This window comes from Lentilactobacillus rapi DSM 19907 = JCM 15042 (assembly GCF_001436255.1).
Lineage (GTDB): Bacteria > Bacillota > Bacilli > Lactobacillales > Lactobacillaceae > Lentilactobacillus > Lentilactobacillus rapi.
Window position 1 is genome coordinate 1 of record NZ_AZEI01000019.1, and the last position, 22,915, is coordinate 22,915.

Genomic DNA, 22,915 nt, shown 5'->3' on the forward strand with positions numbered 1-22,915 from the left:
TGCACGCCGAGAGTAGTTGGGGGATCGCCCCCTGCGAGGGTAGGACGTTGCCACGCTAACTTGAGTCTCTGATAGCATTTACTATCGGAGGCTTTTTTGTTATCATCATTGTTATTGTGATAATTATTTGCCGTTTTAGCTCAGAAGGTAGAGCGTTTCCATGGTAAGGAAGAGGTCCCGGGTTCAAATCCCGGAAACGGCTTATTTGAGACATTCCGTTTAATATTTGCTACTTTTCAATGAGTAGATGAAAGCACAATGGACACCCCATTTCAAATCTGACAGTTCGAGATTAGTCTTTATACCACACTGATATATCAACTTTTTTTCGTTTTGCTATTTTCTATTTTTTTGCAGATGGTAAACTGTGTGTGTAAGCAAAACTACTTACAAAACTTATTAATCTGGGGGGATTAAGATGAAAGCTATTTTTTTGCGCTTTTTTAAAGTGTTATTTTTTGTAAACGTATTCACTGTGATGGGGCTGCTTTTTACGTCGTCTGTTCAGGCTGCCACTGCAAACCTAGATGATGGAACGTACAATGTCCCAGTAACGGTTATCAAGGAGGGCAGTAAAACGGATGTGTCCATGGCAAATGGTTTTTTTGATCAAACAGCTGCAGTTAACGTTAACAGTGGGAACTATACGATAACCCTTAATACAACAGGGGCAAAGTATATTGGGGCAATGATAGTTGCTGGCCAAACTGTCAAGCCAACGGCAACCACTGGTGCGAATGGCATTGACGGGACATTAACTTTTTCGGTAAGTAATCCAGATGATTATACGCCGGTTACCTTTAACCTAATAGATCTGCCAATTCCAGACGGAAAAGGAAATCAAACCAGTAATATGACCCAATCAGCACAATTCTTGTTCAGCTGGGAAAAAGCGGTTAAGACATCTGCTCCGGTTCCAAACACACCATCTGTTCCATCTGTTCCAGCTGATGGCCAATCAGTAGTTGTGACAGCACCAACTGGTACTGCAGCAACGACCACAACCACCTCCTCTGTCAATCAGACAACAGCAGCCAAGAATGACAACTCAACGACTGATGTTTCAACCACTAAATCACCAATTGCTAAGTCATCTACCCATTCGGCCACCATCAAGAAAGCGAAAGTGCCAACAACGACCCGTAGCTATGTTGTTCTAAAGGGAACATCGATGCATACTTCAATGGCAAACAAGTACTATACCAGAAAAGCAATTATTCGTAAAATAAGTAAACACTATAATGTTCAACTTGAAGTCAGTTACGCTAAAAATTTAAAGTTGGGAAGTAAAGCCGTCCGACCAGTTACCATTAACAATCGAAAGGTTAAATCTTCAACTGTTAAATATGGTATGACAAGTAAAAACTACACAATGATTTATTCCTTTAATGTTTCATCATTCAAAACTCTCGCGCATCTCATTAAAGGCTCAATTCACGTAACCGTTCCTTATATGAAGATCAGCCAAACATTCCCAATTCGATTTAAATTCAGTCAGCATGCACCTAAAGCCAGCCATAAAGATGGCACAATTGGGTCCTTAAACCAGCAAATTGCTGGTGGGAGGGTTGTCAATGAAAGTGCTAACTAAAATTGGACTATCAATCCTATTGTTTATTGGATTCCTGGCGGCATTACCTACCAGTGTCAACGCTCAATCAATTTCATATCGCTCGTTAAAGTATGGGACTAATCAAAATTCTATGGCGACTGGCTACTTTGTTCGCCCAGCAACGGTTATCGTTCGCAATCACGAATATTATGTTACGATGCAAATCAAGACGGCCAAAAGCTTATCTGCCTTTCCCGTTAAGGTCGATTGGGTAGACGGTCAGCGGCCGAAAAATGTCCGAAAAATAAAGGACGCTGCTGGTAATTCTCATTTGTACTATTCGTTTTATACAACGAATCTCAAAAAACGAATTAATGCTAAATTGGCAATTGATGTTCCCAAAGTTTACAAAGCTCATCATTTGATTACTTTTAAATTTAATTCTGCGAACTTACCAAGCCTGAAGGTTAATCAGAAAAAACATCACGCTGCTGCCGTCACCAATTCAACGATGCCAACAAAAGCAAGCCAAAGTTCCCATTCAAAACCGGCAGTTGCCCAAATGAAAACCACTCCGACGAAAGCATCGTCAATAAATGCCTCAACGGATAAGCAGCCTTCCAAAACGAAGACTAAAAAGGATCCGAAGAAAAAAGTCACCGCTAAAAAGCCGAAATCAAATCAGTCTAGTCAACCGGCGACTGCATCCAGCACTAATAAAACGACACCAAATAAAGCAAAGTCGGGACATCAGTCAGCTAATGACGGCCGCTGGATTGTTGGTGGGGTTGTCGTCGTTGCCGCAATTTCTACTGGTGCTTGGATTTATCTGAGACATTAGGGGGCTAGTTGAATGAAAGGTTCAAGGAAAATTGCTGTCATAGTACTGGGAATCGTTCTGATTATCGGCATCCTTTGTGGGCTATTCATTAGGAATGGAAATGCAAATACGAATCGAAAGCCTCGAATCGTTGCAACAACCTTTGCAGTGGTTCAAATTGCTGATAAGCTAAAGCTGCCATTAGTTGGGGTACCCACCACTCAAAACAAGATTCCAGACCGCTATGAGCATGTTGCTCGAGTTGGCAATCCCATGAATCCAAGCGTCGAAAAGATTGCTTCTTTAAAACCAACGGCCGTCTATTCGGTCACAACGTTGAGAGATCAATTTGGTAAGGCATTTAAGCAACGTCATATTCAACCACATTTTTTGGATTTAACCAGCGTGGCAAAGCTAAAGCAGACAATCTGGGCGATGGGAAAGACTTATCAACGTCGATCTCAGGCGAAAGCAGCGATTAGCCAGATTACCAAGACCGAACGAGCTGTTAAGATGGTTGCCAATCGACATGCTAAGCATCCTCGAGTTCTTATCTTAATGGGGTTGCCAGGGGCTTCCTATCTAATTGCCACCAATCGATCATATGTTGGTAATTTGGTGACAATTGCTGGTGGTAATAATGTTTTTGCTTCCAAGACCCAGGAATTTATTCAGCCAAACGATGAAGCAATCAAGCGAGCCAACCCCCAAGTCATTTTGAGACTGGCTCATGCCTTGCCCCAAATCGTTGTGCCCCAGTTTAATACGGAATTTAAACAGGACCCAATGTGGGCAACAACGGCCGCAGTTAAGCATCACCGAGTCTATAATCTTGAAGAGCCTAATTTTGATGCGACCGCGAATATGCGGGCTGCCCAAGCGCTCAAAATTATCTCTAATTGGCTTTATCCTGCATCTGGAAGTGATTCAAAACGATGAGTAAATCAGAAAAATTTTGGTACCTGGTTATTATCTGTTTGTTATTAATTTCAATTGTAGTTGCATTGATGCTTGGCGTGACCTTTATACCGTTCGGGCAAGTGATTCAATCATTTGCGAATAAAAATGCGACGCAATACACTGTTTTATTTGACATTCGCGCCCCAAGAATTTTTGCCAGTTTGTTGTGTGGGGCAATGTTGGCCGTTGCTGGGGCGCTTAGTCAAGCTGCTTTTCGAAACCATTTGGCAGATCCCAGCATTCTTGGCGTCACGAGTGCCGGGGAACTGGTTGTAACGGTTGGAAGTTTGCTACTGCCAACTTTTATTGGTGGTAAATTTCTCTATTCACTCATTGGTGGGGGAATTGCTTTGCTGATTCTGACTAACCGAACAATTCTTACCAGTCCTTATCGGCTGATCATTGTTGGTGTTGCTTTAATGCTAACGTTTTCCGGCTTTCAACAATTGTTCTCGAATGGGGTCGGCCAAGCCAGTGGATCGTTTAACGGGATTACCTGGACAAATTCAGTGGGTCTGTTAATCCTCGGAGTTAGCGGAATGTTCGTTGCCGTGGTGATTTCTCCGTGGGCCAATTATTTAAAGCTTGCGGGTGAACAGTTGCAAACCAAGGGAGTCTCAGCGCAGTTTATGCGACTTTCATTGCTACTCATTACGGTCTATTTATCCGCGGGGGTCACATCAGTCGTGGGAACGATTCCTTTTGTTGGGATTGTCGTCCCCAATCTGGCTCGATTTCTCGTTGGCAATGATTATACAACGTTGATTCCAATGTCGATGCTGCTCGGAGCCTGGTTGCTGCTGGTGATTGATACGGTTGGCCGCTTGATTGTCTTGCCAAGTGAATTGTCCGCTGCCGTGTTGATGACTGTTGTTGGCGGCCCATTCTTAATATGGATGTTGCAGAGGAAGATGCTTAATGGAATTCAATCAAGTCAGTTTTAATTATCCCGCCCATGCCCCGGTCTTGCACCGGATTTCTGCAAGGATCCCATCAGGGAAAATCATTTCGATCATTGGTCCAAATGGTTCTGGTAAGTCCACTATCTTAAAATTACTGGCCGGAATTTTGAAGCCGACTAGTGGGGAAGTACTCTTGAATCATCGTTCAGTAACCGACTATTCTCATAAACAGTTGGCTACTCAAATCGCAATCGTTGCCCAACAGAACGTCATCTATGACGATATGAACGTGATCGATGTGATTAAAACGGGGCGTTTAGCCTATCATAAATTACTTGATGTGATTAGCGATGAAGAAGTTGTCAAGTATCTCAAACAGGCTCATCTCACTAAGTTGGCAAAACGGTCAATTACTTCCCTGTCTGGTGGGCAGCAACAACGAGTCTGGTTAGCTTCAGCCTTAGCGCAGCAACCGGATTACTTGTTGTTGGACGAGCCAACGACTTATTTGGATATTCATTATCAAAGTGAGCTAATGGCGATTTTAAACCAGCTCCATCGTGATTCAGATATGACGATTGTGTTGATTCTCCATGATGTTAATCAAGCCTTTAGGTTGAGTGATGAATTATGGCTGATAAAAGATGGTCAATTAGTAGCCAATGACAGACCGGCTAATTGTTACGATCGGCAGTTGCTTAGTTCGGTATTTAATACCAATATTCAAATTATTGAGGTACCGGAATATGGCCGCTATATCGCTGAAATTCCTGATTCCAAGTTTTGATCTGAATGGAAATCAATCGATCGCCAGGGGAATGGTTTATCGATCTTATTAGATTATTAAGCTAAAAAAATAGCACCATCATTCATTTCAGAATGGTGACGCTATTTTAGTTTTATTTGAAATTGGAGTACCAACTGTTCTCAGCATGTTCAGGCTGCTCCAATTTAGAAATCAAAGTCGTAACTTGCTCCTAACTTATCCGATTCGAAAAGTATCAGATTACTTGGTGTAAAGTGATTTCGGAATTCCATATTGAGATTTGCCCAAAACTTTTTGTAACCACGGAACGCACCAGTAATCTAATCCAAATGATCGACCGGATCCATTCATTAAGGCAATGGCAACAAATAGAATCCAAGTTGTTGGCCAAGACATCATTGCTGCAAAGAATAAGATAATGACGGCGAGGTTGGCAATCCAAGTGAACAACCCAAAGAAGATTAAACAACCAAGAATGGCCTCAAACATTGCCAAGCCACCGCTTCCAGTAATGAGATAATGAGCGCTAATGCCGTCAATCATCAAAGCAAGCCCAAAGAACAATCGCAATGGGACACTCCAAAGAACGTTACTCCTCCGAGCAGTATTGGCTCCAAACACCGTTCGATTATCGTTTACCCTAAAGAACTCGTCGAGAATGTAATTGAACATAAAGTATCCAGAACGAATTCGCCAGAAATAAAGCAAGTTGGAACCGTGCTTCATGATGGTTGCAAGCCAACCTCTGACACGCTTGCCACCAAATACTTGAGCAATGCCATAGTGGCCACCAAATGATACCGTAAAGCCCATGTTCTTATCATGGAATTCCATGTAATTATGGTTACCGTCAATATCTGCCGCGATATTAGTTGAGGTGACAACCGCTTCATTTTCAGCTTCTTGAGCGGTTTGCGGAACAGCTCGTTCAGCGCCCTGTTCAGTCGCAGCGGCATCATCACCAGCAACGTAGATACTGCTGTCTTCAAACCCTTTAGCTTGCAAATATTGGTTGGTGATTAATCGGCCACCGTGACCGGCATCAATTCCGAAACTGTCAGTAATTGAACTCGTCTTAACACCAGCGGTCCAGATAAGTGTGTTGGTTGAAATAGAATCCTGATCCTTAATATCAACACTATCCTTATTAACACTGACAATCATTGATGAAGGGCGGATATCAACGTTGTTTTTCTTCAAGTAGGCTTCTGCGTGGCCCGCGTTAGTTCGATCAAGCATGTTAATAATCGTTGGAGCAGCTTCAACCAAAATAATCTTGATTTCGCTTGGATCGATCTTGTTTTCTTTAGCAAGTACTTTCTTATAGTCAATCAACTCACCAACAGTTTCGGCACCAGTAAAACCAGAGCCACAGACGACAATCGTTAGCAGAGATTGTCGCTTACGAGGATCTCGTTCAATTGCCCCTTTCGCAATGGTTTCTTTGATGTGGGTTCTCAACCGCATTGCATCTTCGATTGACCAAAGCGTAAAGCCATTCTCCTTAACCCCAGCAGTGCCAAAGTCGTTAGGTTCACCACCTAAGCTAATGAGTAAGCTGTCGAAAGGATAGGTGCCATTCTTACAATTAACTAACTTGTTTTCTTTATCGACAGAAGTAACCTCGTCGGTGATCAGTTTGACATTCTTTTGCTTGTGAAAAATTCGTTGCAAATCGTACCGAACGCTGTTGGGATTAACCCGGTCAGTTGCAACTTCATGAAGTCGCGTTAAATAGGTAAAGAATGAATGCTTGTCGATCAACGTGATCTTAACATCTTGGTTACTCTTAAAATGTTTGGCGAGTTTCTTTGTGGCATAAACACCAGCAAAGCCAGCGCCAATAACAACGATATTCTTTGTCATGAAATATTCCTCCCCCTTAAAACTGATAAGATTACTAAAATATACAAAGAATGAATGATAGCATAAACGTTTCTTATCACTATCAGTATAAGAGGGCTGGCTCGAATTGTCTAATGAAAGCCATTCCAATTTTAAATTGAGATTGACTATTCAGATTTAAAACGTTGATTTAATCAATTAGATGGCGCTTTCTAAAAAATAGTTACATAATACTTACTGTATTGATAATTTATAAGCTATTAATGATAATTAAATGATACTAAAGTTTGAATGTTTAGTCATTTCTATATACAATGAAGTTATGTGAGGAGAACTCATTAGTCTTTTGCAAGGGGGGATATAATAATGTTAAGTATTGGACTTTCGATGTTATGGTTATCACGTTTCCAGTTCGCGATGACCACGGTCTTCCATTTCTTCTTCGTTCCGTTTTCGATTGGTTTAGCTTTTATCGTTGCAATTATGGAAACGGTCTACGTTATTAAGAAAGATGAAGTCTACAAAAACATGGCAAAATTTTGGGGGAAGATTTTCCTGTATAGTTTTGCCGTGGGGGTTGTAACTGGTATTATCCAAGAATTCCAGTTTGGGATGAACTGGTCTGATTATTCACGGTTTATGGGTGATATCTTTGGTGCGCCATTAGCCATTGAAGCGTTGGCTGCTTTCTTCTTGGAGTCGACGTTCATTGGTCTTTGGATGTTTACTTGGGATCGCTTTAACAAAACGATTCACTGTCTGTTTATCTGGTTAACTGCATTTGGGTCAACTTTATCCGCACTTTGGATTTTAGCTGCCAACAGTTTTATGCAGAATCCGGTTGGGTATGCGATGAACGCTGCTCAGCACAAAGTTGAAATGACCAGTTTTTCAGCTGTTATCATGAACCGTCAACTATGGAATGAATTTCCACACGTTATCTTTGGCGCGTTCTTAACGGCTGCATTTGTGGTTGCCGGCTGTTCAGCATGGCGACTGTTAAAGAAGGATCACGAGAACTTCTACCGCAAATCAATGAAGGTTTCATTAATTATCGGTTTGCTGGCCTGCATGGGTTCTGTATGGTCCGGTGATACGCAAACTCGTTACTTGATTAATAATCAACCAATGAAGTTTGCCGCAATGGAAGGAATTTATAAGAATTCTACTGAAAAAGGTGATTGGTCACTCGCACAAGGGACTAAGGGTCATCAAAAGACTTGGTCAATTGAAATCCCTTATGTGCTCAATATTTTGGGCCATCACAGTTTGAATGGTACCTTTAAGGGCCAAGAACAAGTCAACAAAGAATTAAAGGCTAAGTATAACAAGAACGGGGAAACTCGTAACTACTATGTACCAACACGAACCTTGTTCTGGAGCTTCAGAATCATGGCCATTTCCGCTGGCTTGTTTGGCTTAGTGGCAATTATCGGCTTATGGTTCAATCGTAAGAAGTCTCAAAGCATTATGAGGCAACGCTGGTTCTTGTATGTAATGGGACTCATGGTATGGTTACCATTTATTGTTAACACCTGTGGCTGGTTCATCACTGAATTTGGTCGTTACCCTTGGGTTGTCTATGGGTTGTTAACAATTGCGGATGCCGTATCGCCAACTTCTACCGTCGCAAGCCTCATGTTTACGAACATCGTTTACTTCTTGATATTCGCATCACTTGGAGCAGTTATGATTATCTTGAGTCATCGAGTCCTCAAGCAAGGACCAGATTCTGTGACGACTGATGGCTATTCATCCAAGCCTGAAAAGACTTCCAAAGTAGATCCTTATGAAATGGGGGCGGCTCATAATGACTAATCTGCAATTACTTTGGTTTCTGTTGATTGGTGTCCTGTTCAGTGGATTCTTCTTCCTGGAAGGATTTGATTTCGGGATTGGAATGGCTGTTCGATTCTTCGCAAAGAATCGTGATGAACGGGATGTCGTGATTCAAACAATTGGACCTCATTGGGATGGTAACGAAGTTTGGCTGATTACTGCTGGTGGTGCGATGTTTGCATCGTTCCCGATGTGGTATGCATCACTATTCTCCGGTTATTATCTGGTGTTGTTCCTGATTTTGGTTGCCTTGATCTTCCGAGGGGTTTCGTTTGAATTTCGCGCTAATATGCAAACGGATACTTGGCGAAACTTCTGGGAATGGGCAGCTTCAATTGGCAGTTTCTGTGCAGCGTTCCTCTTTGGAATGATGTTTGTCAGCATGATTCAAGGAATGCCGATTGATGCTAATGGTAATATCTTTGGTAGTTTCACTGATTATGTCAATTGGTTCTCATTAGTTGGTGGGGTTGCAGTTTCATTGCTGTGCTTCATCCATGGCTTGAACTTCCTGCGATTGAAGACAACCGGTGAACTTCGTGATCGGGCTCAAAAGTGGAGTAAGATTCTCTATCCGGTCTTACTAGCTGGTGAAGTTGTCTTTGTCATCCTGCTTTACTTGACTACTGATTTCTTTACCAAGAAGCCAGTATCAACATGGTCCATCTTGATTGCTTTGGTTATTTTTACCTTGGCTGCATGGTGGGGCGCTCAAGCAAAGCACGACTGGGCATCATTCATCGCCAGTGGGCTGTCACTTATCAGTGTGGTTGTCCTGATTTTCAATGGATTATTCCCACGAGTTATGATTGCTAATAACAGTGCAAACTCAATCTTAATTAAAAATGCATCAAGTTCTCCATACACGTTGCACCTGATGACAATTTTAACGTTTACGATTTTGCCAATTGTTCTGATTTACTTTATTTGGAGCTATTGGGTATTCTATAAGCGCTTGAAGTCACCGAGGGCTGCAGAACAATAAAGTGTGTGACAAGTAAGATTTGAACATCAACTAAATAACAGGTTGTGGTGCGGTTTTTGCGTACTGCAACCTGTTATTTAGTTGAGGGGTAAGAAAGTGACTTATTGAAGTAAATGAGATCGCCATTTCCCCAAATTCCGTTGATTATGTATATCATTGTGATCAATTTTTAACTATACTAAAGGCAGTATGAATGAGTAGGGGGAGTGAAGTTTTGATTGATAAACGCTTATTTAATTTGCCAGGGATGAGACGATACGTCATCATTCTTGGAATTCTAGTTTTTCTGCAAGCGATTGCAATTATTGTTCAAGCCAGATATTTGTCGATTGCAATTGTTAATTTGTGGAACCTCATGCCAATCGGTTCGATCATTTTGCCGACGAGTATTTTTACGGTCGCTTTTTTATGTCGCCATTTATTGACGGTGTGGCAGAACCGGGTGCTATTTCCATTTGTTGAAAAAACAAGTGGTGACATGCGCGAAAGCCTGATGGCAAAGATTTTTCGGTTAGGCCCGGCAGAAATTGACAAACGGGGGACTGGAAACATCGTCACAATGGCTTTGGAAGGAATCGACCAAGTTCAAACTTACTTGATGCTCGTTATTATCAAGATGTTGGACATGTCGATCACACCATGGTTAATTTTGATTTATATTTTATTTATTCGCTGGGAACAAGCACTTTTTCTATTCATCATTTTTCCAGTTATTATTTTATTTATGGTGATTTTAGGCTTAGCTGCCCAAAGCAAGGCAGATCGTCAATATGAAGGTTATCAGCATTTGTCAAATCACTTTGTTGATACGTTGCGGGGGCTTTCAACTCTGAAGCAGTTGGGCCTCTCAAAACGATACGCCAATAATGTCTATTCAGTTAGTGAATCTTATCGAACTGAAACCATGTCCACGCTAAGAATTGCGTTGACCTCAACGTTTGCTTTGGATTTTTTCACAACGTTATCTATCGCGGTCGTTGCTGTTTTCCTTGGGTTTGATTTGCTGGATGGCAAGGTCATGCTGTTGCCAGCGTTGACAATTTTGGTGCTGGCGCCGGAATACTTCTTGCCAATTCGTAACTTTGCCAATGACTATCACGCAACCCTGAATGGAAAAAATGCGATGTCAGCCGTTCTGGATGTGCTGCATCAACCTGAAATGAAACAACGGGATGAATTACCTGATTTCAAGTGGAATCAAGACTCCATGCTCACATTGGATCACGTCAACTTTACCTATCCTGAAACGACCCAACCGGCATTAAAAAATATTTCGGTGACGATCAAAGGGATGCAAAAGATTGGCATCATTGGTGCCTCGGGTTCTGGGAAATCGACGTTGATTAATTTAATTGGGGGATTCCTATCTCCTGATAAGCCGGATCAAGTTGCCATTGACGGCCACAAGTTACCCCATTTGGATCAGGCGGCATGGCAGAAAAATTTCTTATATATCCCACAGAATCCTTATTTGTTCCACGCAACCTTAGCGGATAATATTTCGTTTTATGTGGATAATGCGTCAAAACAGTCGATTGAGGATGCTGCCCAGCGAGCTGGTTTGACTGAATGGATAAAAAGATTGCCTGCCGGACTTGATACCATGATTGGTGAAGGGGCTCGAACAGTCAGCGGTGGTCAGGCCCAACGAATTGCGCTTGCACGGGCATTCTTGGATACTGATCGGAAGGTTTTACTGTTTGATGAACCCACTGCTCATTTGGATATTGAAACTGAAGCTGCATTAAAAAAAGATATCCTGCCAGTCTTCAGTGACCACTTGGTATTCTTCGCAACCCATCGGCTTCATTGGATTGGTGAAATGGATTACGTGCTCGTCATGGATCACGGCAAATTGGTCGAACAGGGAACGCCCGCTGAACTTGCTCAGAAGAACGGCGACTATGTCAAATTACGTTCAGAAATGGAGGCGTCCGACCTATGAAAGGATTAAGAGAAACGTTTGCCCACGATACTTGGGTAATGCCTTATCTGAGAAAGTATAAGGGCCTATTAATTTTGGTTCTGTTTCTAGGATTTATGACCTTCTTCTCTGGTGGTGCGTTGATGTTTAACTCCGGCTACCTGATTAGTGAGGCCGCCAGACAGCCTTCAAGCATCATTTATATTTATGTACCCGTTGTTTTGGCCAGGGCATTTGGAATCGCCAGACCAACGTTTAGGTACATTGAGCGGCTGACGAGTCACAATTGGGTTCTCAAAATTGTCTCTGATTTTAGAAAGAAACTGTATCAAACAGTCGAGCGCAAAGCTTCGGCAATTCAACGATCCCATCAGACCGGCGATATTTTGAGTATTCTGGCAGATGATATTGATCATATTGAAAATCTTTATTTGAGAACCGTTTTTCCAATGGTGATTGGCTGGCTGTTATACTTGTTCATCGTCATTGGGGTTGGCTCACTGAATTGGGTCGTTGGCTTATTGATGCTGCTGTTACTGGGGATTATCGTAATTGTGCTGCCCCTTGCCTCTGTGGCAACCAACGGCGTTCGCGAGTATCGACAACATCAGATTCAACATGAATTCTATACAAACTTAACGGATGAAGTGCTCGGATTGGGTGACTGGCTAATTTCTGGCAGATATGATGACTTCATCAATTTACAGAAAAAGCCCATCAAACAAATTGCCCAACTGCGCAAAAAAGACCATTATTTCCAGTGGTGGCGCTCGTTCTTTGTCCAATTTGTCGTCTTGTTAACGACCATTACGCTATTGATCTGGGCAGCCAACTCGTTCACTGCGACTAAATCGTTGGCAAACTGGGTTGCGGCGTTTGCGTTGGCCATTTTCCCTGCAGTTTCACCATTCCTCAATATGAGTCAGGGACTTTCGGAGTGGCCGGTTTATCGACGTTCAATTGAGCGGGTCAACCAACTCGATAGAGATCAACCTGCAAAGGTCGACCAGAATCAGTTGGAAGGTCATTTCAAAGAATTAAAAATTGCCAATGTTACTTTTAAATATCCAGATGGTGATCGAAACATCGTCAACGACATTTCAATGACGATCCATCCCGGTGAAAAGGTTGCTTTACTAGGACCTAGTGGAACGGGGAAAAGTACCTTCCTGAAGTTACTGGTTGGGGATTTGATTCCTAACGATGGTCAAATTTTGGCTAATGGTAAGGACGTTTCATCTTTGCAGAAAGTTCGTTCCTCGTTATTTGGTATCCTGGACCAGCAACCATACTTGTTTGATACAACTGTTATGAATAACGTTCGATTGGGTAATACAAATGCAACGGATGATGAAATCAAAGACGCGATTGCTGCGGTTGGGTTAAAAGATCTGATTGAATCGCTCCCAGATCAGTATAATACTGAAGTTCAAGAAACTGGTAAACGATTCTCAGGTGGTGAACGACAACGGTTGTCCTTGGCAAGAATTTTGCTGCAGGATGCGCCAATTATCATCTTGGATGAACCAACAGTCAGTTTGGACCCGATTACCGAGAAAAAGTTATTGGATCAAGTGTTTGACTTGCTCCACAATAAAACGATTATTTGGGTTACTCACCATTTGGCAGGAATTGCCCACGTGGATCAAGTACGATTCTTGGAAAATGGCCACTTTGATATGCAGGGAACCCCTCAGGAACTGTATCAGCAGGAGCCAAGGTTCAGGCAGTTGTATGATTTGGATAGAGGAAAGTAAAGCGTCTTGCCCAGAGTAGTTGAAATTGAGCCGTTGATTATAGCCATTTTAAACTGGCTTTCAATCTGGCTACAACCATTGTTCTGAATGGGGTTAAGGCGCAGCTTGCGAAATTCGGTATTTCCTGTATGATGGTTCATAGTTCGAATTCTACTGGATTATCATTAAAGGAGTTAACATGCAAAAACAGTCTCACTTATTCAGTCGTTATTTGATCGTCGGCATTGCGGGGATCATTGCTTTAAGTATCCTCACGCTTATGACGGCTACTGCACCCAGTCACTCAACAGACACCGACGCTTCTGCCAATACCCGCACGAAAAGGAGTCCGAGCATTCACTTAACCAAACGTGAAAAGAAGGTTGCCAGCAAGTACAAATTGACGAAGTTGCAGACCAGAACAGCATCGAAAACCCCGATCACCGCCATTGGGGACTCCGTGATGTTGGATGTCAAGCCCAATATTAAGCAAGCTTTCCGCCATAGTGCTGTGAGTGGGTCAGTTGGCCGCCAATTTTATTCATTGCCTAAAATTGTTCGGAACCTCAAAGCGCATGGTCATCTGGGCAAATATATTGTCATCAACTTAGGAACAAATGGACCGCCAACTCAGGCAGATATCAATTCGGTCCTGAAAACGGTTGGCAAAAAACGGCAGATCTTTTGGATTAATACAAGAGTCCCCCGTCATTGGCAAGCAACAACCAACCGGCTAATTGCTAAGAATGCTCAAAAACATGCCAATGTACACGTGGTCAATTGGTATAAAGCCAGTAAAGGTCATTCTGGTTGGTTTGCCAGTGACCGAGTTCATGTTGATTTAACTGGAGCTCGTTACTATACCCGCGAATTGGTGAAGAAAATTTCAGATGTCTTGAATTGATGTTTCAAAAAGTTCGAGATTGCGACGAAAGGCGAATTGATCCCAGAATTTAAGCCAAAAAAGATTGGGCATATATTAATTTCCAATCAGTGATTGTTCGTTTGGATCGCTGTAGCCACTTAGATAAAAGCTGTTCCAAACGGCTGATCCCAGAATTTAATGAAAAGAACCAACTATTCCAAATCAGGAATAGTTGGTTCTTTTCATTAAATTCTGGGATCAAAACGCCTATTATCTCAATCTCTTTTCAATGGCAAGAATTGCAGTTTCCTCCAAGTCTTGTAGCGGGTTCGGATACAATTAATGACATATGTTGGTTATTCAACGAGCTTTGCCAATTCTTCGAATGCGATTGGCAAGGTTTTATCGTCACCCAAATCAGTAAAATGATGCCCATGGGGAACTAACACGTATTTGGCGTGTAAATGGCGGGCCATTGTTAGGGTGTACTGATAAGGAACGCTTGGGTCATCCATTGCAGAAATGACGGTGACTTTTCGAATCTTTGGAAGGACGTTGGAATAGTCGACTGGATGCTCAGTGAAGCTGTCTAGTTCCGGAATTGTCCAAATGGGTTCATCAAATCCAGAAACTAACAGAACGTTGATATGATGAATATCGTGGGCTTCCAAGTAATGCAGTACTTGAATACAGCCCAAACTATGACCAACCAACGTTATCCCATCATGGGGATCGATGGTTTGATCACAATAGTTATTCCATGCGGAAACTGTGGGATGGTAAGAATCTGGAAAATTCAGTTTCTTAAATGGGATTTTCAAGTTTTCTTCAACTTGAGCTTCAAGCCATGGAAACCAGTGGTCCGCCGCAAATGACGTGTAACCATGGAACATATATACAGTCGATTCTGCCATAATTTCACCTGAATTCACGATTATTGATCTCTTGAGAGAAGCAATTGGGTTAGAGCTTTCAAGTCAACTTTGGCTTGTTGATCGGGCAGTTGAGAAATCAGGTCTAACGCCTCTGATGTCAACTGATGAGCAATCTCAAGCGACTTTGCCACGCCGCCAGATTCAATCACGATGCGTTGGATTTCTGAGATGTCTGGGGGGAGTAGCTGCTGCTTCTTTGCCAGTAGTGGCTTCAGCGCTTTGGTTTGTTGATTGGCTAAAATGAGTGGTAGGGTATAGACGCCGGATTGAAGATCTTCCAAAACTGGCTTGCGGGTCTTCTTTGTGTTACCTTGATAATCTAAAACGTCATCCAGAATTTGGTAGGCCTGGCCAATCTTTAAGCCAATCTCGCCGCCGAGTGTCACAAGCTTAGTCGGTGCGTTGGTCAAAATTGCTCCCTGTTGGAAACTTAATTTGAATAGCTCCGCTGTTTTACCGGTGATTTCATGAAAATAATCGGCTTCGCTCATTTTCGGATTATAATTATAGCTCATTTGATCCAGTTCACCGTTCAAAATAGTTTGCATGGCCTCAACATGGCGTTGCATATTTTTTGGATCTTGCGTAGCCTTTAAGACCTCGGTGAAGTAACATGTAAATAGATAGTCTCCAGCGTAGATGGCATTTTTTTGACCGAATTCAGTGTGAACGGTGGCAACCCCTCTGCGAATTGGAGATTGGTCAATCACATCATCGTGAATCAGGGTCGCCACATGAAGCAGTTCAAGAGCGGCAGCACCAGATCGTAGCGTATTGGGATCGGTTGGCTGACCAAACTCAGAAAATAGATAGAAAAATCCAGGCCGCAGAAGCTTTCCACTTGCTTTAAGCAATTGTAAAACTTTATGATGAATGGGTTGGTTATTGAGACTGACTGCTGTTAACAAGTAAGGCTGCAAATCAGTTAATTTTGTTTGAATTTGTGGGAATTGACGCCAGAGTTGATGAACCATGAGATACCTCAATCTTTAACGAATTTTAACTACAACATCTAAGATACAAATTCAACGGGCAGTTGTCAATTGAACAACGCGCCAAGTTTGAATTTAAGGAGTGAAAGAATTGCACGATTTTGTCCAAACCTTCATAGATCGAAAAGCTGCTTTAGTCCAAGCACTCGGTCAGCATCTGGCCATTTCATTTTGGGCGTTGTTAATTGCCGTCATCATTGCAATCCCAGTCGCCATTTGGGTTCGCCGGTATCCTAAGGTAGCTCAGGTAATCCTGCAGCTGACCGGTGTGCTGCAGACAATTCCATCCTTAGCTTTATTGGGATTGTTAATTCCGTTTGTTGGGATCGGGACCGTTCCGGCTATCATTGCATTGGTGGTGTACGCCTTGCTGCCGATTTTTCAAAATACATATGTTGGCCTTACTGAGATTGATCCGTCGACAGAAGAGGCCGCCGATGCCATGGGGATGTCACCTTCCCGAAAATTATTTCGAGTTGAGCTGCCAATGGCAATGCCAATTATCATTTCAGGAATTCGTACCTCGATGGTGATGATTATCGGCACCGCAACCCTTGCTGCCTTGATTGGTGCAGGTGGGCTTGGTAACTTTATTTTGCTGGGAATTGACCGCAACAATACCAGCCTGATTCTGATTGGTGCAATTTCTGCTGCCTTATTAGCGATTGTGATGTCTTATTTCATTACAATTTTGCAAAAGATGAAATTCCGAAATGTGGTGATCCTAATTGGCACAATTGTAGTCATTGGTGGCGGCTTTGCTGGCTACACGGCCGTTTCACAACTCAATCAAAAAGTCGTCATTGCAGGTAAGTTAGGGGCAGAACCCGAAATCTTGATTAATATGTACAAGGATTTAATCACAGCAAAAGATCCAAGGCTGGACGTTGAACTCAAACCCAACTTTGGCAAGACGAGCTTTTTATTTAGTGCGTTAAAGAGCAATCAAATCAATATTTATCCTGAGTTTACCGGGACGGTGTTGGAGACGCTGACGCACTCGTCGGTCACGCCGAAGACCCCAGCTGCCATTTATCATTTGGGAAAGCAGCAGTTGGCTCAACAAGATCAGATGACTTATTTGAAACCAATGGCCTATAACAATACTTATGGTATTGCCGTTAAGGACTCATTTGCCCAGCGATATCATCTAAAGACCATCGAAGATTTACAAAATGTTCAAGGGAAATTAAAAGCCGGGATGAGCATGGAATTTATGGATCGAAGAGATGGCTTGAAATTGGTCGAACGCCGGTATCACATTAAGTTCCCAGTGAAAGGGATGGAGCCGGAATTAAGATACCGGGCGATTCACGACAATCAGATTAACCTGATCGATTGTTACTCGACGGACAGTGAATTACGTCAATATCATTTGACGGTCCTGAAAGATAACAAGCATGTTTTTCCGATCTATCAGGGGGCGCCGTTGATGACTCAAGAGTTTGCCAAGAAACATCCTCAAGTCGTCAGCAGTTTGAACAAGCTGGCCGGCAAAATTTCTGAGAAACAGATTCAGCAGATGAACTATGAAGTGAACGTGTTAGATCAATCCCCCGCCAGCGTGGCTCGTCATTATTTGGTCAAGCATCATTTGATAAAGGAGTGATTTGATGGTTGAACCTTTGATTGAATTTAAGAACGTTTTTAAAAAATTTGACGGCAAGCCTGTCATCAAAGATCTTAACCTGAGGATTATGCCAGGAGAATTATTTGTGCTCGTCGGCAGTTCGGGTTCTGGTAAGACAACCACTTTAAAAATGATTAATCGCCTTCTGGAGAAAAGTTCTGGCACCATCACGGTTGCCGGCAAGTCGGTTGATGATTATTCATTGACTGATTTACGTTGGAAAATCGGTTATGTCTTGCAACAAATCGCTCTGTTTCCCACCATGACGGTTGCCAAAAACGTTTCTGTGGTGCCGGACATGCAGCATGTTGCGAGTCGCCAAGTGCGTGCAATGGTCGATAATCTGTTGGCAGAAGTTGGCTTGGATAATGATTTTCGGAATCGGATGCCCAGCGAACTTTCTGGCGGCCAGCAGCAGCGAGTCGGGATTATCCGGGCACTGGCGGGGAAACCACCGATTATTTTGATGGACGAACCATTCAGCGCATTGGATCCGCTCGCCAGAGAGTCCTTGCAGAAATTAATTTTGAAGTTACATACCAAATATCAAAATACCATCGTCTTTGTCACTCATGATATGGATGAAGCGTTAAAGCTAGGTGATCGGATTGGCATTATGAAGAATGGGCGCCTGCTACAAGTCGATACGCCCAAAGATATTACCAATAATCCTGCAAATGAGTTTGTGGCTGACTTTTTCAGTCATAATCGATACTCGGACCTAAATAAAATTCTCGTCAATCAGGTGATCGAGGCAGGCTTTATGGTTACCCAGCGAAATGATGACCAGGCTCGATCGGCTCCAAGCATTGAGAAAACGTCAAACTTAAAAGAAGTATTGAGGTTATTAGCTTCTGCACCGTTAGTTCGGATTATCGATGGACGTGGTAAAACTGTGGGGTATTTTGATAATGAGAGTATCATTCGTTTCTTGAGTACAATTTGAGAGGAGAGATTCTGATGGTTGAAAAATATGATGTTGTGATCCTCGGCGGTGGGGTTGCCGGTGGTTCATTAGCGCATGCATTACGGCGCCAGAAAAAGACGGTTGCGGTTGTAGAAAATAATTTATTTGGTGGGACTTGCCCGAACCGGGGATGTGATCCCAAGAAAATTTTACTTGCGGGGTTAGAGGTGACCCAGACGGTTGCCGATATGCAGGGGAATGGGATTTCTGGCCATGTTGAGGTTAACTGGCCGGACTTGATGCGGCACAAGCGCCAATATACCGATCCCATTTCGCATGCGACTCAGCACTCGTTAGAGGCCGATGGGATTGATACCTTCCATGAGTCGGGACAATTTAATCAAGAAGGTCAGTTGCAAGCCGGTGATCATTTACTTGAAGCTGATAACTATGTGATTGCAACCGGCCAGCGACCACGCCGATTGGATATTCCGGGCAAAGAATATTTTAAAACAAGCACCGATTTCCTCAACTTAAACGAAATGCCAAAAGACGTGACGTTCATTGGCGGTGGCTACATTGGCTTTGAATTAGCGGGAATTGCTCATGCTGCCGGAGCCAAGGTCCATTTAATTCATCATAATGATCATCCCTTAAAACAATTCGATCCTCAGTTGGTAAAAGAAGTTATCGGTCATCTTGAAGATGAAGGCATTGATGTTCAACTGAATAAGTCCGTTACGCAAATTGCCAAGATAGGTGAGCAATATGTCCTTTCGGGTGAGGATAACTTTAAGCTCCCAACCGATATGGTATTTTGTACATCGGGGCGGATTCCAAACATTGATACGATTGGTTTAGACCAAGTCGGCGTTGATTATGATGACCACGGTGTTAAAGTGAATGATTATTTGCAAACGACTAATGACAAGATTTTTGCAATGGGGGATGTGGTCAGCACCAAGCGCCCTAAGTTAACTCCGGTTGCAGGTTACGAGGCCGGTTACCTAGCGGATTACTTTGCTGGAAGTCGAGATCAGATTACTTTTAAATCAATTCCAACGCTGGTGTTTGGGCAACCGTCACTCGCGCGGGTCGGCCTGCCTTCGAGCATTGCAAATGGTGACGATCACTATTTGTTGATCAGTAACGATATGACTGGTTGGTATAGCTATCATCGGTTGAATGAACCCTTGGCCAAAGCTAAAGTGGTTGTGGACAGAGAAAATGGTACAGTGGTCGGTGCAACGGTATTAAGCAATCATGCAGACTATTTAATCAATATTTTTACACTCATGATTGATCAGCGCATGAAGATTGATGATTTTAACAAGGAAATCTTGGCTTATCCATCGTTGGCAAGTGATGTGACCTACTTAGTGTAGTTGTGCACCAAGCATCTGAGTTTTGGAATTGAAGGAACGTTCATTTGTACAGCGGTTAATTTATGATTAATCTTGGCCGTGATTATGAGATATCATCACTCTATCATCAGCAATATTCATCAGGTTCGTGTTATTTAAGGGACAATCTGGCCCATTAAAAAAGCACCTCCAAAGTCATGCTATCACACGACTTTGGAGGTGGTTTTCATTTTTGATTGATGGGCGTAAAACTAATGTGTGGGATGATTTAGAGCTTTCACCCAATTGTTCGTTCAATCTTAATTTGACTGTTGTGCAAGGTTTCGTCCGAAATCAGCGGTGTTACATTGTCGATACTGATCAGGGTTAAGTGGTGCATTGCTCTGGTGATAATGGTGTAAAGGGTGCCTAATAAAGATGCATCAGGATAATTTTTCTCAGAGGTATCCCAGGCAATCACCGAATCAAATTCCAAGCCCTTTGCGAGGTAAATCGGCAGCACTAGGACACCTTTGGGTAAAGTTCTGTCGGCATCCTTTAAAAGGGTGGCATTGGTTTGACTGTGAATTTGATCGTATACCTGTTTAGCTTCCCGCATATTCTTTGTCAAAATAGCGACTGTTCCGTATTTTTCTCGTTGATTGTTAACAGTCTTGATGACTTGGCTGACAGCATCCTTGAAATCCGCAGCAAGTACCAGTTCAGGAATGTCGCCATCCCGATTAAACGCCTCGATATTGTCGCCATTTGGCAAAATTGATTTAGCAAACGTGGTAATCGGAAATGTCGATCTGTATGACCGCATCAAACTGATCAATCGCGAATTGCGCACTTTAAATGCGGCATTCAAATACTGCAGGATTTCTTCCGGCTGTTCGACGTCTTTAAACAAGGCTTGTTCGCTGTCACCCAGCAAAGTCCACTTTGTTTGAGGAAATGCGTAACGAAGATACTTTAATTGGGCAATGGAATAGTCCTGCATTTCATCAACAAATAAATATTTCATGGTATTATTCTGGCCGCTGTTACAAATATAATCGCGCATGTACAACAATGGGGCGCAATCATCCAACTTAATTGAATGGAACTCGATGGCATCATTAAATTCATCGATAGCTTGTTGCCATTTGGGCTGCTGGATATTCTGCGGCAAGGCAACCGTCGCAAGAAAGTCAGCATATTGGAGGTAAGCGTCCAAAAAATTATCATTGAAAATGGCATCGTAAACAACCCGCAATCGGTCAGTGACAATCTTTTGAGCGATGAAGAACCGTTCGTCATCTTCGTTCTGGAATTCGCCCAATGATTTTCCTGCCAGCAAATCGTGATACTTCTCGTCACTTAATTGATCAATTTCATCATTGACCCAGTCTTCTTGGGTTTCTTTGTTAATCCGGCGTTTGAGCCGCTTGATTAACTCGTTCTTAGTTTGTAAATAACGCTCAGAAACTTTGGCAGCTTTTGGGAAACTATCAAAAATTGAGCGGATTTCTCGCTTACTGAAGAAGACCGCTTCGTTAAAAATAATGTCACTGAAGTAAATGTGACTAGCGGATAAATGATCACAATATTCTTTAGCTTCATCCATGAACTTTGCGGATTCCTTAAAGTTGCGAATGTTTCGCTGCTGGGTGGTTAGTTGACCATCAGTTTCATAACGTTCAAACAGACTTTGAACATTTAAGCCTTTTAATCGATTATCGATAAATTCGTCAAAGGTAACTTGACGCATATTCCGTTCTCCCAAACTGGGAAGGACTTCTGAGATATAGTGACTGAACAGCTTATTTGGTGAGAATAAAATAATTTGATCAGCTTCTAAAGTGTCGCGGCTGTGATAGAGTAAAAACGCAATTCGTTGAAGAATTGCAGAGGTCTTACCCGATCCGGCAACGCCTTGAACAACCAGTAAGTTGCTCTTGGTGTCCCGGATGATGTCGTTTTGTTCATGCTGAATGGTGGCAACAATATTCTGCATGTAGTCGTCATTTTGAGCCCCTAATGCCGATTGGAGCATTTCATCGCCAACAGTCTCATTGGTATCAAACATATTGCGGATTTTACCGTTGACAATCTGAAATTGGCGCTTTTTCTTCAACGTCGTTTCCTGTTCGCCCATTGGCGTTTCGTAAGCAACTCTGCCTAAAGTACCATTATAGTAAATACTGGAAATGGGTGCCCGCCAATCATACACGAGAAATTCACCATCGGCGTTTTCAAATGAGGCGATCCCGATGTAAAGTTGTTCTTCATCCGGTTCATCATCGTCTTGGATATCAATTCGACCAAAATAGGGTGATTTTTTCAAGTCATGGAGAGTTGATAATTGGGTTTTGAGGATACTTTCGTTTTCTGTCAATCGGGAAACCAGGCCCCGTTGTTGTTGTAATTCGGCACTGGTTTCGATCCGATCATCAACTTCAAAGTAGTTAACCGAAGTGTTATCGGAATAGTCCCGTTGGACCCGCTTTGTTTCTGAGTGGGCGCGGTCGTACTCTTGTTTGGTCGTTAAAATCTTTTGATCAATTTTTGAAACGACTTGATCCACTCGTTGCTGTTCTTTTGCTTGTTCGTCGTTTTCCAAGAGAGGCCTCCATTCGTCGGTTACCTAATTCATCTTTAACTAAACGCTTGCACAATTTTAGATTGATTTTGGCCTCCTGTCAATCCAAGCGGCTTAAAGAATTAATGGAGATAATTATCTATTTAACAAGCCTTTACTTTTCGCCAATTTATCAGTAAAATTAACCTGTTATAAACAAGTCAGTAGATTTATCTCAAACAGAGAGGCTGTAGATGCTGAAAGCGGCTATGATGAATCGAATTGGAAATTAAAAGGGTGACGCCCGTATCGTCTAAAGAGGTGGCCAGACAGTGGCTGCAATTTAGGTGG

17 protein-coding genes and 1 tRNA gene are annotated in these 22,915 nt (G+C 42.6%); 14 read left to right on the forward strand and 4 right to left on the reverse strand.

Annotation, left to right across the window (positions count from 1 at the left end):
- The first annotated feature begins 129 nt into the window (after positions 1-129).
- The 6 genes from FD12_RS02905 (at position 130) to FD12_RS02930 (ending at position 5,021) form a co-directional block, all read left to right on the forward strand.
- A tRNA-Thr gene (locus FD12_RS02905) sits at positions 130-202 on the forward strand.
- Positions 203-418: 216 nt separating this feature from the next.
- Positions 419-1,591, forward strand: a complete 1,173-nt coding sequence (locus tag FD12_RS02910) for an NEAT domain-containing protein (protein WP_082622147.1) — start codon at positions 419-421, stop codon at positions 1,589-1,591.
- Entirely contained in the window at positions 1,575-2,393 is an 819-nt protein-coding gene (locus FD12_RS02915) for an NEAT domain-containing protein (RefSeq protein ID WP_056981589.1), read from the forward strand. The genes FD12_RS02910 and FD12_RS02915 overlap by 17 nt, the downstream gene beginning before the upstream one ends.
- Positions 2,394-2,405: 12 nt before the next feature.
- Positions 2,406-3,311, forward strand: coding sequence for a heme ABC transporter substrate-binding protein IsdE (gene isdE / locus FD12_RS02920; RefSeq protein WP_056981591.1), 906 nt, complete (start codon positions 2,406-2,408; stop codon positions 3,309-3,311).
- Positions 3,308-4,276 carry a FecCD family ABC transporter permease gene (locus FD12_RS02925; RefSeq protein WP_054747285.1) on the forward strand — a complete coding sequence of 323 codons (969 nt, stop codon included), beginning with the start codon at positions 3,308-3,310 and terminating at the stop codon, positions 4,274-4,276. The genes isdE and FD12_RS02925 overlap by 4 nt, the downstream gene beginning before the upstream one ends.
- Positions 4,251-5,021 (forward strand): ABC transporter ATP-binding protein, encoded by a 771-nt coding sequence (locus tag FD12_RS02930; RefSeq protein ID WP_054747283.1) that lies wholly within the window; start codon positions 4,251-4,253, stop codon positions 5,019-5,021. The genes FD12_RS02925 and FD12_RS02930 overlap by 26 nt, the downstream gene beginning before the upstream one ends.
- Before the next feature lie 219 nt (positions 5,022-5,240).
- On the opposite strand, the gene FD12_RS02935 is transcribed toward FD12_RS02930, so the two are convergent.
- The gene (locus FD12_RS02935) at positions 5,241-6,866 is read right to left on the reverse strand and encodes an NAD(P)/FAD-dependent oxidoreductase (RefSeq protein ID WP_054747281.1); all 1,626 of its coding nucleotides are present in this window, start codon (positions 6,864-6,866) and stop codon (positions 5,241-5,243) included.
- A gap of 345 nt (positions 6,867-7,211) precedes the next feature.
- On the opposite strand from FD12_RS02935, the gene FD12_RS02940 reads away from it, so the two are divergent.
- The 5 genes from FD12_RS02940 (at position 7,212) to FD12_RS02960 (ending at position 14,233) form a co-directional block, all read left to right on the forward strand.
- Positions 7,212-8,663 carry a cytochrome ubiquinol oxidase subunit I gene (locus tag FD12_RS02940; RefSeq protein ID WP_056981593.1) on the forward strand — a complete coding sequence of 484 codons (1,452 nt, stop codon included), beginning with the start codon at positions 7,212-7,214 and terminating at the stop codon, positions 8,661-8,663.
- Positions 8,656-9,669: a cytochrome d ubiquinol oxidase subunit II gene (cydB, locus tag FD12_RS02945; protein WP_054747279.1), complete on the forward strand. Its 1,014-nt coding sequence runs from the start codon at positions 8,656-8,658 to the stop codon at positions 9,667-9,669. Before FD12_RS02940 ends, cydB begins: the two co-directional genes overlap by 8 nt.
- A gap of 214 nt (positions 9,670-9,883) precedes the next feature.
- Entirely contained in the window at positions 9,884-11,614 is a 1,731-nt protein-coding gene (gene cydD, locus FD12_RS02950) for a thiol reductant ABC exporter subunit CydD (RefSeq protein ID WP_056981595.1), read from the forward strand.
- Positions 11,611-13,350 (forward strand): thiol reductant ABC exporter subunit CydC, encoded by a 1,740-nt coding sequence (cydC, locus tag FD12_RS02955; protein WP_056981596.1) that lies wholly within the window; start codon positions 11,611-11,613, stop codon positions 13,348-13,350. Before cydD ends, cydC begins: the two co-directional genes overlap by 4 nt.
- A 178-nt stretch (positions 13,351-13,528) precedes the next feature.
- Entirely contained in the window at positions 13,529-14,233 is a 705-nt protein-coding gene (locus FD12_RS02960; RefSeq protein WP_054747277.1) for an SGNH/GDSL hydrolase family protein, read from the forward strand.
- 317 nt (positions 14,234-14,550) lie between these two features.
- Here FD12_RS02960 and FD12_RS02965 read toward each other — a convergent pair whose 3' ends face one another.
- Together FD12_RS02965 and FD12_RS02970 are read right to left on the reverse strand one after the other, a co-directional pair.
- Positions 14,551-15,108, reverse strand: a complete 558-nt coding sequence (locus FD12_RS02965) for an RBBP9/YdeN family alpha/beta hydrolase (RefSeq protein ID WP_054747291.1) — start codon at positions 15,106-15,108, stop codon at positions 14,551-14,553.
- Between the two features lie 20 nt (positions 15,109-15,128).
- On the reverse strand, positions 15,129-16,103 hold the full coding sequence (locus tag FD12_RS02970; RefSeq protein ID WP_054747276.1) for a polyprenyl synthetase family protein: 975 nt from the start codon (positions 16,101-16,103) through the stop codon (positions 15,129-15,131).
- A gap of 109 nt (positions 16,104-16,212) precedes the next feature.
- Here FD12_RS02970 and FD12_RS02975 point away from each other — a divergent pair, with 109 nt between their 5' ends.
- Genes FD12_RS02975 through FD12_RS02985 form a run of 3 tightly spaced genes read left to right on the forward strand, consistent with a single transcriptional unit; the run spans position 16,213 to position 20,043 of the window.
- Positions 16,213-17,730, forward strand: coding sequence for an ABC transporter permease/substrate-binding protein (locus tag FD12_RS02975; protein ID WP_056981598.1), 1,518 nt, complete (start codon positions 16,213-16,215; stop codon positions 17,728-17,730).
- A 4-nt stretch (positions 17,731-17,734) separates the two neighbouring features.
- Positions 17,735-18,697 (forward strand): ABC transporter ATP-binding protein, encoded by a 963-nt coding sequence (locus FD12_RS02980; protein ID WP_056981600.1) that lies wholly within the window; start codon positions 17,735-17,737, stop codon positions 18,695-18,697.
- 14 nt (positions 18,698-18,711) lie between these two features.
- A complete protein-coding gene (locus tag FD12_RS02985; protein WP_056981602.1) occupies positions 18,712-20,043 on the forward strand; it encodes a dihydrolipoyl dehydrogenase family protein in 1,332 nt (443 codons plus the stop codon).
- Positions 20,044-20,299: 256 nt separating this feature from the next.
- Here the strand turns inward: FD12_RS02985 and helD are convergent, their stop codons facing one another.
- A complete protein-coding gene (gene helD / locus FD12_RS02990; protein ID WP_056981604.1) occupies positions 20,300-22,606 on the reverse strand; it encodes an RNA polymerase recycling motor HelD in 2,307 nt (768 codons plus the stop codon).
- Positions 22,607-22,915: the final 309 nt, after the last annotated feature.

Coding starts and splice junctions, on each gene's coding strand:
- FD12_RS02940 (WP_056981593.1), top strand. CDS start 7,212: ATGTTAAGTATTGGACTTTCGATGTTATGGTTATCACGTTTCCAGTTC.
- FD12_RS02970 (WP_054747276.1), bottom strand. CDS start 16,103: ATGGTTCATCAACTCTGGCGTCAATTCCCACAAATTCAAACAAAATTA.
- FD12_RS02960 (WP_054747277.1), top strand. CDS start 13,529: ATGCAAAAACAGTCTCACTTATTCAGTCGTTATTTGATCGTCGGCATT.
- FD12_RS02985 (WP_056981602.1), top strand. CDS start 18,712: ATGGTTGAAAAATATGATGTTGTGATCCTCGGCGGTGGGGTTGCCGGT.
- FD12_RS02980 (WP_056981600.1), top strand. CDS start 17,735: ATGGTTGAACCTTTGATTGAATTTAAGAACGTTTTTAAAAAATTTGAC.
- cydC (WP_056981596.1), top strand. CDS start 11,611: ATGAAAGGATTAAGAGAAACGTTTGCCCACGATACTTGGGTAATGCCT.
- FD12_RS02930 (WP_054747283.1), top strand. CDS start 4,251: ATGGAATTCAATCAAGTCAGTTTTAATTATCCCGCCCATGCCCCGGTC.
- FD12_RS02965 (WP_054747291.1), bottom strand. CDS start 15,108: ATGGCAGAATCGACTGTATATATGTTCCATGGTTACACGTCATTTGCG.
- FD12_RS02925 (WP_054747285.1), top strand. CDS start 3,308: ATGAGTAAATCAGAAAAATTTTGGTACCTGGTTATTATCTGTTTGTTA.
- FD12_RS02910 (WP_082622147.1), top strand. CDS start 419: ATGAAAGCTATTTTTTTGCGCTTTTTTAAAGTGTTATTTTTTGTAAAC.
- FD12_RS02935 (WP_054747281.1), bottom strand. CDS start 6,866: ATGACAAAGAATATCGTTGTTATTGGCGCTGGCTTTGCTGGTGTTTAT.
- cydB (WP_054747279.1), top strand. CDS start 8,656: ATGACTAATCTGCAATTACTTTGGTTTCTGTTGATTGGTGTCCTGTTC.
- isdE (WP_056981591.1), top strand. CDS start 2,406: ATGAAAGGTTCAAGGAAAATTGCTGTCATAGTACTGGGAATCGTTCTG.
- FD12_RS02915 (WP_056981589.1), top strand. CDS start 1,575: ATGAAAGTGCTAACTAAAATTGGACTATCAATCCTATTGTTTATTGGA.